Genomic DNA, 12913 nt, shown 5'->3' on the forward strand with positions numbered 1-12913 from the left:
TCTATTTTTGCCTGATGACAAAACTTAAGCAGCCCACCATATTAGTAGTAAACGATGATGGCATAACCGCCGAAGGTATTAAGGCCCTGATGCATGTAATGAAGGAGCTTGGCAGGGTAGTGGTAGTAGCGCCAGATAGTCCGCAATCGGGCATGGGGCACGCCATAACTATTGGTAAGCCATTGCGTTTAGATAAAGTTGAGGTGTATGAAGGTATTGAAATGTATAGTTGCAGCGGTACCCCGGTTGATTGTGTAAAGCTGGCCGTTAACTCGGTTTTAAAAGGTGTAAAGCCCGATCTTTGTGTATCGGGCATAAATCACGGGTTAAATAACTCTATCAACGTATTGTACTCCGGCACCATGTCGGCAGCTGTTGAGGGAGCTATTGAGGGCATCCCGTCAATAGGTTTTTCTTTAGATGATTATACGTTGCAGGCCAATTTTGAGCATTGCTTAAAATATGTAAAGGAAATTGCCCAACAGGTTTTGGCCAACGGCTTGCCGGTTGGTACAGTGTTAAATGTGAACTTCCCCGCAGGGAGTAATATAAAAGGTATAAAGGTTTGCCGCCAGGCAAACGCTAAATGGGCAGAAGAGTTTGATATGCGGCATGACCCATACAAACGCCCTTATTACTGGCTAACAGGTGTTTTCCAGAATAATGATCACGGCGAGGATACCGATGTTTGGGCGCTTGATCATAACTACGTATCGGTAGTGCCGGTTCAGTTTGATATGACCGCTCATCACGCTATCCCTGTATTAAATGGCTGGAAGTTTAATGTTTAAAAAGGATAGCTTACCATTGGGGATGCTTTATGGCTGCATTGCGCCTGCCATTGCCTGGGTAGTTTTTGGCTACATTTTGCATGACGAAGTTGTATTATTAGATAAGCCTGCTATGCCTTATCTGGTAGCTATTGTGTTAAACCTGTTGCTGTTAAGATATGTTTTTAAAAAAGATATGGGTAAAACAGCTAATGGTATAATGATAGTTACCTTTACTTTTATGCTGTTAGTGTTTATGTTTAAAATGCATATCAGATGAAGTATTACCTGGTAGCCGGCGAAGCATCCGGCGATTTGCATGGGGCCAACCTGATGAAAGCCTTAAAAGAGCTTGACGGGCAGGCAGAGTTCCGCTTTTTTGGCGGTGACCTGATGCAGGCTGAGGGTGGTACACTGGTAAAGCACTATGCCGATATGGCTTTTATGGGTTTTGTAGAGGTAGTTTTAAACCTGAATACAATTCTTAAAAACCTAAGCCTTTGTAAAAAGGATATTGTAGCCTACCGGCCTGATGTTTTAATACTGATTGATTTCCCCGGCTTTAACTTAAAAATAGCAGAGTTTGCCAAAACACAGGGCTTGCTGGTTTGCTATTATATCTCACCCAAAGTTTGGGCCTGGAACCAGAAGCGAGTACTTAAAATAAAGAAAGTAGTAGACCACCTCTTTTGTATCCTGCCTTTTGAGGTTGATTTTTATAAAAGCTGGGGCATGGAAATTGACTATGTAGGTAACCCACTTTTAGATGCTGTTGATGCCTTTAAGCCCGATCCCAATTTTCTGCAAAACAATAGCCTCGCCGGTAAAAGGATAATAGCCTTGTTGCCCGGTAGCCGTAAGCAGGAGATAAGCCGCTTATTGCCGGATATGCTGGCTGTTACCCATCAGTTCCCGCATCACCAGTTTGTGGTTGCAGGCGCACCGTCATTTAATATTGAATATTATCAGCAATTCCTCCTTAATAAAAGCATTCCTGTGATATTTAACGCTACGTACGATCTTTTGAACGTAGCCGAAGCTGCTGTTGTTGCATCGGGCACAGCTACTTTAGAAACCGCTTTATTTAACGTGCCGCAAGTAGTGGTTTATAAAGGTAACGCCATAACCATTGGCATTGCGAGGATGCTGATAAAGATCAAATTTATATCACTGGTAAATTTGATAATGGATAGCCAGGTAGTAAAAGAGCTGATACAGCAGGATTGCAATCCCCCCGGGATAATTGCGGAGCTGGACAGGTTAGTAAACGATAAAGCTTATCGCCAAAAAATGCTTGCTGATTATGATGTGCTCGATGAAAAGATGGGCACACCCGGGGCATCAGTCAAAACTGCCGCCCTGATAGTAAAATATGCTTCAAAAAAATAAGGCCCGCTACCAAATAGCGGGCCTTGCCTTTCTCAAAGGAATGTTTCAGATATAGATGTAATAGAAATATAATGATCAGGCAGCTTTTAACTGTTGTTGTGCAGTTGCCTGTTTGTTGCTTGTTGAAAATTGGTTACGTTCCCTGAAAGACTTCAGATCTTCCATTAGCAAGTTTTTTAATTCGTTATCAAAACGGGTAACTAATTTGCTGGTAGCTGTTTTTGTATAAGTCTTCATAAGTAGATAATTTGTTGTGAGCTTCTGTAAATGTTTTAGCTGTTACTAAGCTGCATTTAAGTTTTGGCTGTTCATTAACTGATTTTTAATCGCTTTAACAGCTTTTAAATCGGTCATTAAAATGTTTTTCAACTCTTTATCAAAACGAGCTACTAATTTACTTACTGATTGTTTTTGATAGGCTTTCATAGTTAATATTTTTAAATGTTTTAATAGTTTGGTTAGTTTTTGTCTTCTTCTTCTTCTTTATTGTCTTCCTGGTTCTCGCTAAGGTTATCATGTCTGCGTTTTGCTTCTTTGTATTGCCTAGCCAGTTGTTCCCTGTCTCTTTCATCAGAGGTGTTTTCTGGTGCTAATGGGTTTTCCCATTCTTTCTCTTCGCCAGGTTTTTCAGTTTTCTTTCCGATTACCATTTTATCTCTGTTTGATATGTGTTATTCCAATTCAGTGCCAAAAAAGCTATCGCCGCCAAAAAAAATTACATTCCGTTCAATATTTTTTTACACAATAAACATAAAGCGCCAAAAATCAACCTCTTATGTTTTTTTTAACATAGTTATGGATTGAAAATGTACAAGAAAAATATACAACGTGTTGTAAAGGGTGGTCAATATTGTGTACGTTTTTGTTTAGAGTGTTCGCTTTTTATTGAAATGCTGACAAATAGCGGCCTCACAGATCTAACGTGTTTATGTTTTATAAGAAAAGAAAAAGGCTTTACGATCTTCCGTAAAGCCTTAATAATCATTATGAGATACCTAATATCCTAATTACAGCTACTAAGCTCCGATTTGCCCAGCCCTTACCGCTGATTCTGAGGGATAGCAATCCATTCCGCGTAGTTTGTTGGGCCCAGGTAAACGGCTCTTTCGGGCGCTAAGGTATCGGCATCAAGTGGCGCGCCAGAATATAAGGCGTTGGCATCAGGCCCTATTTCATAGTTTTTACTGGTAGCCTGTGCATATTCTTTGACCCATGCAGTAATATTGAATTTCTCGGGTCCGCCTATTTCCAGGATGGTATTGGCTGGTTGGGCAACTGCTGTTTGCGCTACGAAGGCAGCCACGTCTTTACTTGCGATAGGCTGAATGTTAGCATCGGGTAAGCGTACTTTCCCATCTACTATACTCATTTGAAGAATACTCCCTGCAAATTCAAAGAATTGTGTGGCGTGAACGATAGTATAAGGAATGCCCGATGCTTTGATCATATCTTCCTGCACTTGTTTGGCCCGGAAATAACCACTTGCCTGTAATTTTTGCGTTCCTACTACCGACAAGGCAATATGGTGTTGCACACCTGCTGCTTTTTCGGCCGTCAGCAGGTTTTCGTTAGAGGTTTTGAAAAAGTTCATTACGGCCGTATCTTCAAAAGAAGGCGAATTGGATACATCCACCACCACATGCGCGCCCTGTAAAACTTCAGACAAACCTTCGCCGGTGAGGGTGTTTACACCGTTATTAGGTGAAGCAGCAACAATTTCGTGCTCTGTTTGCTGCAATAAGTTAACTACCTGGCTACCAATAAGGCCGGTACCGCCGATAACTACTATTTTCATTTTGTAAATTTTTTAAGTGATTTGATAATACAAAGATGAGCAGCGTTATACCGGAAAAACTTAAGCTGGTTTAAGAAATATAGGTATCCTTTAAGGTTTGTAAAGTTTCGGGCGAAACACCCATATAGGAGGCAAAAATGGGATCTGGAATCCTTTGGATCAGTGCGGGATAAGTGTTACGGAAATGGCGGTAAAAATCTTTTTTGGATAGGGTGGCAAATGTTTTTTGTTTGAACAGGGCCGCTCCATAGGCACGCTCATGAATTTTATTGAAATACAAGGCCATGAAAGGGAATTGCAACAGCAGGGTTTCATAATTTGTCCTGCTGAGGCAGGTAATTTCCGAATCTTCCATAGCGGCAATGGCATACACAGCAGGTTTGCTATCACAGAAGGTTTTGTAGTCTGTTAGCCACCAGTTTTCGAGTGCAAAATGGACAACCTGTTTTTGATTATTGTGGTTATAAAATAAGTACAGGCATCCTTTATTGACAAAGTAAATGCTGTCGCAAATTTCTTTCTCATTTAACAGCAGGGCATCTTTTTTTATTGATATTGTTTGAAAGAAATGGGCCATTTGTTCCTGCGGTATCGTAAAGCCGGGAAGGAGTTGTTGAATATGGAGGTGTAACTGTTCGGTCATACGTGTTTATTTTCCACCCTTTTTTTGCGCAATTCGCTCAAATATTCTGGTGTAAAACCCAAAAAAGAGGCCAGTATTTTTTGTGGGATGCGCTGTAAGAGTTCGGGGTATTTGGATTCGAAGAGCTCGTAAAATTCGTTTTTGGGCATTCTTGATATCATCCGTACGCGATGCAGGGATGCGGCATAGGCGCGCTCATACACCAGTCGGAAATATTTTTCCATTAAAGGGATCTCCTCCAGTAATAAAGCATAGTTTTTGGTCGTAAGAACCAGTACTTCTGTGGCTTCGAGTGCCTGAATGGTATACACTGATCTTCGCCCAAACCGGAAAGCATCAAGATCAGTCATCCACCAGTTTTCCAATGCAAGTTGCAGCGTTTGTTCCAAGCCATTATCATCGGTAAAAAACAAACGGAGGCAGCCCTTTACCACAAAAAAGTAGGAGGTACAAAGTTTGCCTTCTTCCTGTAACAGGTCTTTTTTCCGGGAGCATCGGGTATCAAAAAACGACAGGACATTTTCTTCGTTTATCTCCCGGCTGGCCGTCATTTTCTGGATATGTTGTATCAGCGGATGCATGTAAGGCAAAAATACAATATATTGCATAAACCACACTTCATTGGTCCATCCCGCCATATTTAAAATGACCACTACCGCTATCTGTTATCAATGACTTATTTCGAAGATGAAGGTTGTTAAATGGGGTCTTTAAAATACAGGCAATGAAACTAAATGGAAATGACAGGAAGTGTTGTCTATAAAAAAAGTCAGGCTTTTAGAACCTAATCTAAAAGCCTGATATTATTAAGTGGAGAATATCGGAGTCGAACCGATGACCTCTTGCATGCCATCAGTGATTTTAGAAATTATCAATAGTTATAACTTTCATCCAACTACCTAAATAACAGTATATTATGTTGTTTTTTCGTATTTTAATTCTTGTTTTTACAAGCGCACTTAAGTACTTTTGTGTTACCTGAGTGTTACCCGGGCAAAAGTAAAAAATTAAAATGAAAATAGGCATAACATCATTTCTTTGGATTTATAAAGAAATTCAGGAAAATGAAAAGAATCAAATTGCAGGTGAGCATGAGGTTAGAATCAAAATGACCCACAACAGAGTGCGGACTTATATGGCAACCGGCTTTAGTTCGTCTGTCGAGAACTGGGATAGCGAAAAAGCTTATCCATTGACCAGTCACCCCAGATATAAAGAATTAGCCGCGAGAATTGACGTAATGTTGGAAGACATTGGCTTTGAAATAAAGCTTGCGGAGAAAGGAGGACGGAATATCACTCCTATAGAAATCAAAACAACCCTTAACAGCAAGGAAAGAATAATCGCTGTAGCAGATAAGCCAAATAAAATTATGGCTTATACGAAAATGATAGAGGATAATTATCGGGGAGTTGATAATCATGGCTATGCGGATGTTTTTTATAATTTTAATCTTACTTTAAAAAAGCTGTTGAAGGAAAAGGATAAGATGTTTCTTGCTTTTACTAAAGCCGACCATGAAGCTTATGAGAAACAATTAACCGGTAAAGCAGAGTCAACAATCAGTAATTATTTAAGGACATATTATAGAATTTGGAATCTGGCCATTCTTGACGGGCTTTGTACAAAAGACCATCACCCTAAGCAATATATTAAGTTCAAAGCATACAAGAAAATACGGACCAAGAAAAGGTCTATCAAAGCTGATTATTGGCAAAGACTCCTGAATTTAAAACCTGCCAAGGAAACCAGGATCTACAAATCTCATTTGATAATGCAATTCATGTATTATGCTCGTGGAATGAACTTTAATGATATAGTGAGGCTAAAGTGGGATGATATTCAAAACAATGGCTTGACATACAAACGGACAAAAAATAAAAGACATTATGATTTTGAACTTCATCCTGTCGCGTTGGAGATTCTTGAAATTTTTAAAAAACTGCCAAATCAATCAGATGCTGGTTATGTATTCCCATTTATTTTGAAGGAACATGATACCTCGAAAAAAATTGATGCCAGAATTGATTCCGCATTAAAGGACTTTAACGAAGATTCAAAAGCGATGGCTTCAGCAATCGGCTGGCATAAAAAATTCACATCAAATGCGCTTCGTCATGGCTTTGCTAGCCACTTAAATGAAGCTGATGTCGATATCAAAATAATTCAGGAAGCTATGGGCCATGAAACCGAAAAGCAAACAAGGACTTATCTTGACGATATCGAAGACAGTATTATTACTAATGCAATAAATTCAGCTTTAATTGTTAAAAAAAGCAGCCTAAAATAAATTACCTTCTAACTTGAAATGTCATGTTTTGTCAGCGGAGATGTTAATCATTACTTTAAATTGTACTTTAATTCTCTTTCCATAAACGCATCACTGCCACCTTCCAAAATATCACATACGTGCTCTTTAACTCCCATTTGATTTAGTATACCAATTGCTGAAGTATTTTCAAATGAGTTCTCCAGAGAGCCCGTTATATATTCAAATCGATATTTTTCATTGTCCTTACTGTTATCCTGACCATTCTGATTTGCTATTATAATATTTTCAGCATCGGTAGGAACCACCAAATTCGCGTTATGGGTAACAATAATGATCTGTCGTGTTATCTTTTTTTCTTTTATAAACTCTTTTAATTCCTTGTATACCGTGCGGTTATCCAAGTTATCTTCTGGCTGATCAATTAAAATCGGATATGCGGCATTACTAAGATGCAAAATTAAAAAGAGCAAAATCATTCCCTTTTTTCCGGGAGACATTTTAAGGATGCTTTCTTGATTTTGAGACAATTCATATTTGACTATAAAAAAGTCCTGAAATAATTTTTTGGCAACAGTCGGCACGTCACCTCCTGCATTAAATTTGATACCGCTTGACTCATGGTCTAATATTTTTTCAAAAAACAACTCTATGCTTTGAAGATGGGTTGCTTCATCATAGATAAAGTCATTGTCGCCGTTAATGAAAGTACCAATCTTACTACTTAAATAGCCCTGGCTATTAATTAAACTAATAATGTTTTCACGAAATTTTGAAATATTGAAAACGACTTTTGATGATAGGATAATGCCTTTTTCAATGCTTATATTACTAAAATCAGGGTTGGAATTTACGGTATCGGCAATAGCTTTATAAGATTCAAAGATATTTTCGTATGCCTTTAAAAAATCTTTTTTTGCCGTTACCTGGCTATCCAATAAAGTGCTTCTTGTCGTCTCGAAACCCGCAATTTCATCCAACACAAGTTGCTCCTGGCTTATTACCTCATTGAGCTCATCAAGTTTCTCCTGGTTTTTAATTCTTTGAAGATAGGGAGATACCAAACCCCTAAAGTAGGCCAGCCTCTCATCGTTTAGAACCAAAAGATCATCTACCTTTTCTATTCTTCGCCTTGCCTTGGCAATCAATTCATCTAATAGGTCATTGATGCGCTTATTATCACTTAAAATCTCTTTGCTGATGAATTCACCAAGGAAACTTACTCTGAGAAATTTAGCAACCGTGTTAATATGAATATTATTTAAAGATGGTCCAAGATTAGTTTTTAATGTTGTTAGATGGTTTACATAATCACTTTCATACGTTTGTTTAAAGCCGGTGAGGTTTGTAAAACGGGAATTATAAATGCTTTGCAAAGTCCTTAGTTCCTGATATCTCGTTTCCTCCTCAGGCGTAAACCCCGAGCTTTTGCGAAGCGCGTCAATTTCTTCAATTTTTTGCCTAATATTTTCTTCCCTTGCTTTTTTGTCGCCCTTAGAGCGGATACTCGCTGCGTTTGCTTTTAACTGTTCCCTAATCTGAAAATAAGTTTCAATCGCCGCCGTCAACTTTACTTTGTTTTCAGTTACAATTACTACTTGAGCGTCATAGAGCACCTTAAATTCGGGTTTTTGCTCCAGGATTTCCTGAATCAATTTCCGAAGCTCAGATTGGCCGCCTTTCTCAGCCAGGTAATTGATATACATCTGCGGTACGTAGGTGATCTGGCGAGACTTTTCCTGTGTGTTATTTTTTAGTGTAAAGGTTTCTCCATCTTTCCACTTTACCTCAAAATCAAATTCCGGTTCTTTTTCAAAATCATAGGCCAGATCCAATTTAGAATCCGCAATTTTATGACTAACCTGTTTAGAGTCAATCGTTTTAGCGATATAATAAAGTAAGATGGATTTTCCAGACGACTTACCTCCAATAATAGCGTTCAGTTTATCGTTAACCTCAATCTTAGCTTGGGGAAAAGTTATGTCGGTTGCCTTACCAATAAATCTAACGTTGTCAATTACCAAGTAATCCTGTTTATCTTCCGGCCGCTCTTTTTCAATACGTACTCTCGACGTAGGCTCATATAAAATCTGTTTGAAGCCGTTAAAAGTAGGGTCTGCTTTGATCCATTGATAGTTGCCATCTTTATCTGCTTTACCATATTCATTGAGACATCTGGCGTCAGAGGCCGTAGTAAAAATGGCTTTAGATTTAAATAGGGAGGGATTGGTGGCAATATAATTAGCTACTTTTTCTATACTTTCCTTATTGTTACTTTGCAGGACAACGGCAGGCAAATGATTGAAGATATTAGATAACAAAGTCCTATCTGTTCTCGGGCGCTCCTGAAAAAGCCCATTGTCTGAATTGCAATGTGGATAAATGAAGATACCATCGGAGACTTGTATTTCCTTTATAACATCCTGTGGTGCTTTATTACAAACATTTAAAACATTACCTGTTTTGGGTGCATCTACTCCAATTTTTGAAAGGAATGTCTTCACACCTTCTGAAAAGGTTGTTTTACTATATGGAGGTGCGGCGAAATAAACCAGCATATGAATACCGCTAACATTAATTTCAACACCACACAATACCTGACATGTTGCATTTTTCGCTTTTGAAGCGAATTCATCCAACAACATTTCGTCATGATAATTGTGATCTGTAATACCAATTAAGCCAAGATGTGGTTTATAAATTTCAAGAAAGGCAAAGACTGTGCTGACATGATTTACGCAACGCTCCTTTTTAGGAATTGTGTCGTTACCGAAATAGCCTTTACTATCATAAAATAAAGCATTGCTTTCACCGCCAACCCTGCTAACGAAGCTCCCCCATTTTTCGGCATCAAGTTCTTTAAGTTGCTCATAATAGGATGCCAGTGATTTGTAGCCATCGTCAAGAATAGTTTGAATCTGAAGATCCCAGATTCTCCATGCAGCACCTTTCTGATAAGGGTTCATATGACGCCATCCTCCTTAAGACCCTGAATTATAATGAGCATCGATTCCCGGAACTGATCATAAAAATTAATAGCATCCATTTTTGATTGAAAATTGCTATCATTTAGCTTATTAAATATATTAATGATGACTTTCTCAAGCAGTGAAGCATTCCACGAAACAGTAGACATATAGATATTGGCAATAGGAAAGTAATTGCCTTCAGACTTTAGCGCGGTACTATAATCATTTAATATCTTGCCAAACAAGTATCCGCGAATGACCATTCCTTGTCCGAGATCAGGAAAATACCCTCCCCATTTGCTGATATTTCTAAAACTATTTAGTAAACCATTCGAAATATAAATGAATCCTGATCTAATCAGTTCACCTTCTTTTGTGGGCTGATGCAATTCCTTTTCAATTTCCTGCAATTGCATTTTTAGGGAGGCGTTCCGCTCATGTTCTAAAACTAATTCCTGAGCTTCATTCGGAAATTTAGGCAAAAATGATATTCGGTAATCGCTCACCTGTATATCGCTCAATAAGTTGAAGTAATCACCAATTCTCGTCATTTATAATCAATAAGGTTATAAAGTAAAGATATCAAAAAAATCAGCCGATTTGCCTTTACTTACTTTTCTGAATATTGCAGATTATACGCCTATAACTTAGTATATTTTGATTTAGTTAAGTAGTCATCAATTTCCTCGGCACTATAGAGGCAAGTGCCTCCTAATTTCCTAAAGGGGATTTGACCTCGGTTGCGCAGATGTTGAAGGGTAACTTCAGAAATACCCAGCAGCTCCATTACTTCATGGGTTTTAAGCCATTTTTTTGGATGTTTGGTGTTAAGTAGGTTTTCAATATCGGTCATTAGCTGCACCCGGAATTTCTCCAAGTCGTCAGCCGTTAATACCTGTATTCCCATAATATTTTAATAAAAAATTTATAGAGGTGCTCCCGATTTACAGGAGCACCCGCAATGAACTTGCGTTTATTGCCTCAATGGAGTTTGAGGTTTTAGAAGTTTTTACCGACTATGTTTTGATCGAGTTTCATCGCTCGATTGTTGCTGGTGGAGAATATTATTTTCAATCAGTCAACAGGATCGAGATGTAGTTCATTTGGTATTTCAAGAACCACGACATCTTCCGGCAATTCCATTAAATCATCCGGTGGCATGTAAAGTTCATGTGTTTCGGTATTAAAGCAAGCTAAAGCAGCTTTATATCATAAGGCCCATCTATCATGGCCAAACACCAATGAAATTTAACGAACTAAAAGGACGGAAAAGGTAATAGATTAAAAAGTCTGAAACCTAAGCTGCCAAACTGTAGATAGCGCCCAGGCTTGTTCCATGAGAACGCAGAGGAAACTTATTTTTATACTATGATCCTGTGTGGGATTTAGTTTTATAGAATGCAGCATATAGTTAGCGACAGCATGAAGTACCTTGTTGTATAGGGGGACATTTTACCGTTCCATAACTGCAAAATACACAGCAGTCACCAGCAAGTGGTTTTAAGTTTGAGTGACACATTTCACATTCATAAAAGTACTGGCAGGAATCTGTAGGCATTGTTTCTTCCTTTTTATGACCGCATTTCGGACAGGTTAGCACAGATTGTAACTGAATTTCTTTGACCATGGTATTTCTTTGAGTTTATTTAACAGCGGTAACCTGATAACCTATTTGGGCAATTTTGTTTTTCAGGCTGTCTGCTGATGTTTTTTTAGGATCGTAATTAACCGAAGTCTGCGCTTTCTCAAAGGAGGTAGACACTTTAACTACACCCGGAACTTTGGATAATACCCCATCGATATGTTTGGTACAGTCAGCACATCCCATGCCTCTAACGGTCAGTTGCACCCATTTCAAATCGCTTTGTTGAATGGTTAGTGCAGAAGATTGTTTTGGTGCACCATACAAGACTGATGAATAGTAAGGGAAGGCTATCAATATGGCGGATAACACAGTAACAATCAGTAAAAACTTTTTTGATTGCCAAAAGGAAACGGGTTTCACATCACAACAATCATTAGTTTGCGCTTTTGAGTTATACTGCCGATACCATGCAAATGCGAAGACGAGAACCGTAAAACCAATTAGGTAAGGTCTTGCGGGTTCAATCCATGAAAAAGATGAAGCTAAACCGCTAACGCCTCCTAATAGAGCAACCATCGGCGTAATACAGCACAACGATGCTGCTAAAGCAGCAAGTAAACCTGGTATCCAACTTTTATTTGTATTAGTGGTAATCATATTGATTCTGTTGTTAAAGGAGTTTGCAATAGATTAAACAAAGGCAGCAATTGACTTGTATTGCAAAGCGAGTAGAAAATGGTCTGGCCGCTTTTACGGAATTTTATAATATTGCCATCCTTAAGTTTGCGAAGATGCTGGGATATGGCAGGAATAGTCATACCCAATATGTCACTCAGGTCGCAAGGGCAAAGCTCATTTTCCTGTTGTAACAGGAAAAGTATTTTTAGTCGAACCTCATTACCTGATAGCGACAAGACTTGAGCAAGCTCAGTGAAAATAGGTTGCTTTATTTGAAGTGATGCTTTGCAGATATTAATCTGCGCTGCATCTGCAAATATTCGGCTACATATACTCATAATTGAATTAAAATACAAATATAAGTATTTAAGCAATTACTTAAATAAGATTATACCCTTTTCTTATTTAAGATATAATCTTATTTCCATGTGGCTTTATTTTTAGAGGAAACCTTATCACAATTAACCGGCAGATCGCCGGTATTTTGATTTTGCAAATTAATAAAAAATTAAACTAATCGACGGGTTTTCAATAATGCCTGTTAAAGGCCGAGTTGCGCATGTATTCATTGAACCTGCGCTGGTACTCCCGTTCTTCATTCATTCTTTTATAAAGAACATTACACCTCCAAGCACAGGCACCGCAAGCTATGAAAGCAACAGCTAAACAGGTTAATGTTTCCTTCCTTGCCTCCGCCCTTTGAGCTTCAGTCATTTCAGCCTTAGTATGCTTCCTTCCAACAGCGCCAAAAAAGGCAAACATGGAAATAATACAGGCTAATAAAATGTTACGTATGATGGCTTTCATGGCGTTAA

17 protein-coding genes are annotated in these 12913 nt (G+C 38.5%); 4 read left to right on the forward strand and 13 right to left on the reverse strand.

Going from position 1 to position 12913, the window contains the following annotated elements; translation table 11 throughout:
- Positions 1-14 precede the first annotated feature (14 nt).
- Genes surE through lpxB form a run of 3 tightly spaced genes read left to right on the forward strand, consistent with a single transcriptional unit; the run spans position 15 to position 2159 of the window.
- On the forward strand, positions 15-791 hold the full coding sequence (surE, locus tag WC743_RS10285; protein ID WP_373011887.1) for a 5'/3'-nucleotidase SurE: 777 nt from the start codon (positions 15-17) through the stop codon (positions 789-791).
- Positions 769-1050, forward strand: a complete 282-nt coding sequence (locus tag WC743_RS10290; RefSeq protein WP_373011888.1) for a hypothetical protein — start codon at positions 769-771, stop codon at positions 1048-1050. Before surE ends, WC743_RS10290 begins: the two co-directional genes overlap by 23 nt.
- Positions 1047-2159 (forward strand): lipid-A-disaccharide synthase, encoded by a 1113-nt coding sequence (gene lpxB / locus WC743_RS10295; RefSeq protein WP_373011889.1) that lies wholly within the window; start codon positions 1047-1049, stop codon positions 2157-2159. The genes WC743_RS10290 and lpxB overlap by 4 nt, the downstream gene beginning before the upstream one ends.
- A gap of 75 nt (positions 2160-2234) precedes the next feature.
- On the opposite strand, the gene WC743_RS10300 is transcribed toward lpxB, so the two are convergent.
- The 6 genes from WC743_RS10300 to WC743_RS10325 all read right to left on the reverse strand — a co-directional run bounded on the left by WC743_RS10300 (position 2235) and on the right by WC743_RS10325 (position 5250).
- Positions 2235-2396 (reverse strand): hypothetical protein, encoded by a 162-nt coding sequence (locus WC743_RS10300; protein WP_373011890.1) that lies wholly within the window; start codon positions 2394-2396, stop codon positions 2235-2237.
- A 45-nt stretch (positions 2397-2441) separates the two neighbouring features.
- A complete protein-coding gene (locus WC743_RS10305) occupies positions 2442-2585 on the reverse strand; it encodes a hypothetical protein (protein WP_373011891.1) in 144 nt (47 codons plus the stop codon).
- A 32-nt stretch (positions 2586-2617) separates the two neighbouring features.
- On the reverse strand, positions 2618-2809 hold the full coding sequence (locus WC743_RS10310) for a hypothetical protein (RefSeq protein WP_373011892.1): 192 nt from the start codon (positions 2807-2809) through the stop codon (positions 2618-2620).
- 389 nt (positions 2810-3198) lie between these two features.
- Positions 3199-3954, reverse strand: coding sequence for an SDR family oxidoreductase (locus tag WC743_RS10315; RefSeq protein ID WP_373011893.1), 756 nt, complete (start codon positions 3952-3954; stop codon positions 3199-3201).
- Between the two features lie 70 nt (positions 3955-4024).
- On the reverse strand, positions 4025-4597 hold the full coding sequence (locus WC743_RS10320; RefSeq protein ID WP_373011894.1) for a Crp/Fnr family transcriptional regulator: 573 nt from the start codon (positions 4595-4597) through the stop codon (positions 4025-4027).
- Positions 4594-5250 (reverse strand): Crp/Fnr family transcriptional regulator, encoded by a 657-nt coding sequence (locus WC743_RS10325; protein ID WP_373011895.1) that lies wholly within the window; start codon positions 5248-5250, stop codon positions 4594-4596. Before WC743_RS10325 ends, WC743_RS10320 begins: the two co-directional genes overlap by 4 nt.
- 359 nt (positions 5251-5609) lie before the next feature.
- Between WC743_RS10325 and WC743_RS10330 the strand changes: the two genes are divergently transcribed.
- Positions 5610-6887: a tyrosine-type recombinase/integrase gene (locus WC743_RS10330; protein WP_373011896.1), complete on the forward strand. Its 1278-nt coding sequence runs from the start codon at positions 5610-5612 to the stop codon at positions 6885-6887.
- Between the two features lie 50 nt (positions 6888-6937).
- On the opposite strand, the gene WC743_RS10335 is transcribed toward WC743_RS10330, so the two are convergent.
- The 7 genes from WC743_RS10335 to WC743_RS10365 all read right to left on the reverse strand — a co-directional run bounded on the left by WC743_RS10335 (position 6938) and on the right by WC743_RS10365 (position 12905).
- Positions 6938-9832 carry a TrlF family AAA-like ATPase gene (locus WC743_RS10335; protein ID WP_373011897.1) on the reverse strand — a complete coding sequence of 965 codons (2895 nt, stop codon included), beginning with the start codon at positions 9830-9832 and terminating at the stop codon, positions 6938-6940.
- Positions 9829-10386: a hypothetical protein gene (locus WC743_RS10340; RefSeq protein WP_373011898.1), complete on the reverse strand. Its 558-nt coding sequence runs from the start codon at positions 10384-10386 to the stop codon at positions 9829-9831. Before WC743_RS10340 ends, WC743_RS10335 begins: the two co-directional genes overlap by 4 nt.
- Positions 10387-10475: 89 nt before the next feature.
- Entirely contained in the window at positions 10476-10742 is a 267-nt protein-coding gene (locus WC743_RS10345; RefSeq protein WP_292945258.1) for a helix-turn-helix domain-containing protein, read from the reverse strand.
- A gap of 504 nt (positions 10743-11246) precedes the next feature.
- Complete coding sequence (locus WC743_RS10350) at positions 11247-11462, reverse strand: GDCCVxC domain-containing (seleno)protein (RefSeq protein ID WP_292945253.1); 216 nt, start codon at positions 11460-11462, stop codon at positions 11247-11249.
- 15 nt (positions 11463-11477) lie between these two features.
- A complete protein-coding gene (merTP, locus tag WC743_RS10355; protein WP_373011899.1) occupies positions 11478-12077 on the reverse strand; it encodes a mercuric transport protein MerTP in 600 nt (199 codons plus the stop codon).
- Positions 12074-12436: an ArsR/SmtB family transcription factor gene (locus tag WC743_RS10360; RefSeq protein ID WP_373011901.1), complete on the reverse strand. Its 363-nt coding sequence runs from the start codon at positions 12434-12436 to the stop codon at positions 12074-12076. The genes merTP and WC743_RS10360 overlap by 4 nt, the downstream gene beginning before the upstream one ends.
- Before the next feature lie 190 nt (positions 12437-12626).
- Positions 12627-12905 (reverse strand): hypothetical protein, encoded by a 279-nt coding sequence (locus WC743_RS10365; protein WP_373011902.1) that lies wholly within the window; start codon positions 12903-12905, stop codon positions 12627-12629.
- Positions 12906-12913 lie beyond the last annotated feature (8 nt).

This window comes from Mucilaginibacter sp., from assembly GCF_041660805.1.
Taxonomy (GTDB): Bacteria; Bacteroidota; Bacteroidia; order Sphingobacteriales; family Sphingobacteriaceae; genus Mucilaginibacter.

Coding starts and splice junctions, on each gene's coding strand:
- WC743_RS10345 (WP_292945258.1), bottom strand. CDS start 10,742: ATGGGAATACAGGTATTAACGGCTGACGACTTGGAGAAATTCCGGGTG.
- WC743_RS10340 (WP_373011898.1), bottom strand. CDS start 10,386: ATGACGAGAATTGGTGATTACTTCAACTTATTGAGCGATATACAGGTG.
- WC743_RS10290 (WP_373011888.1), top strand. CDS start 769: ATGGCTGGAAGTTTAATGTTTAAAAAGGATAGCTTACCATTGGGGATG.
- WC743_RS10335 (WP_373011897.1), bottom strand. CDS start 9,832: ATGAACCCTTATCAGAAAGGTGCTGCATGGAGAATCTGGGATCTTCAG.
- WC743_RS10300 (WP_373011890.1), bottom strand. CDS start 2,396: ATGAAGACTTATACAAAAACAGCTACCAGCAAATTAGTTACCCGTTTT.
- WC743_RS10350 (WP_292945253.1), bottom strand. CDS start 11,462: ATGGTCAAAGAAATTCAGTTACAATCTGTGCTAACCTGTCCGAAATGC.
- WC743_RS10360 (WP_373011901.1), bottom strand. CDS start 12,436: ATGAGTATATGTAGCCGAATATTTGCAGATGCAGCGCAGATTAATATC.
- WC743_RS10305 (WP_373011891.1), bottom strand. CDS start 2,585: ATGAAAGCCTATCAAAAACAATCAGTAAGTAAATTAGTAGCTCGTTTT.
- WC743_RS10310 (WP_373011892.1), bottom strand. CDS start 2,809: ATGGTAATCGGAAAGAAAACTGAAAAACCTGGCGAAGAGAAAGAATGG.
- WC743_RS10315 (WP_373011893.1), bottom strand. CDS start 3,954: ATGAAAATAGTAGTTATCGGCGGTACCGGCCTTATTGGTAGCCAGGTA.
- WC743_RS10330 (WP_373011896.1), top strand. CDS start 5,610: ATGAAAATAGGCATAACATCATTTCTTTGGATTTATAAAGAAATTCAG.
- lpxB (WP_373011889.1), top strand. CDS start 1,047: ATGAAGTATTACCTGGTAGCCGGCGAAGCATCCGGCGATTTGCATGGG.
- WC743_RS10320 (WP_373011894.1), bottom strand. CDS start 4,597: ATGACCGAACAGTTACACCTCCATATTCAACAACTCCTTCCCGGCTTT.
- merTP (WP_373011899.1), bottom strand. CDS start 12,077: ATGATTACCACTAATACAAATAAAAGTTGGATACCAGGTTTACTTGCT.
- WC743_RS10365 (WP_373011902.1), bottom strand. CDS start 12,905: ATGAAAGCCATCATACGTAACATTTTATTAGCCTGTATTATTTCCATG.
- surE (WP_373011887.1), top strand. CDS start 15: ATGACAAAACTTAAGCAGCCCACCATATTAGTAGTAAACGATGATGGC.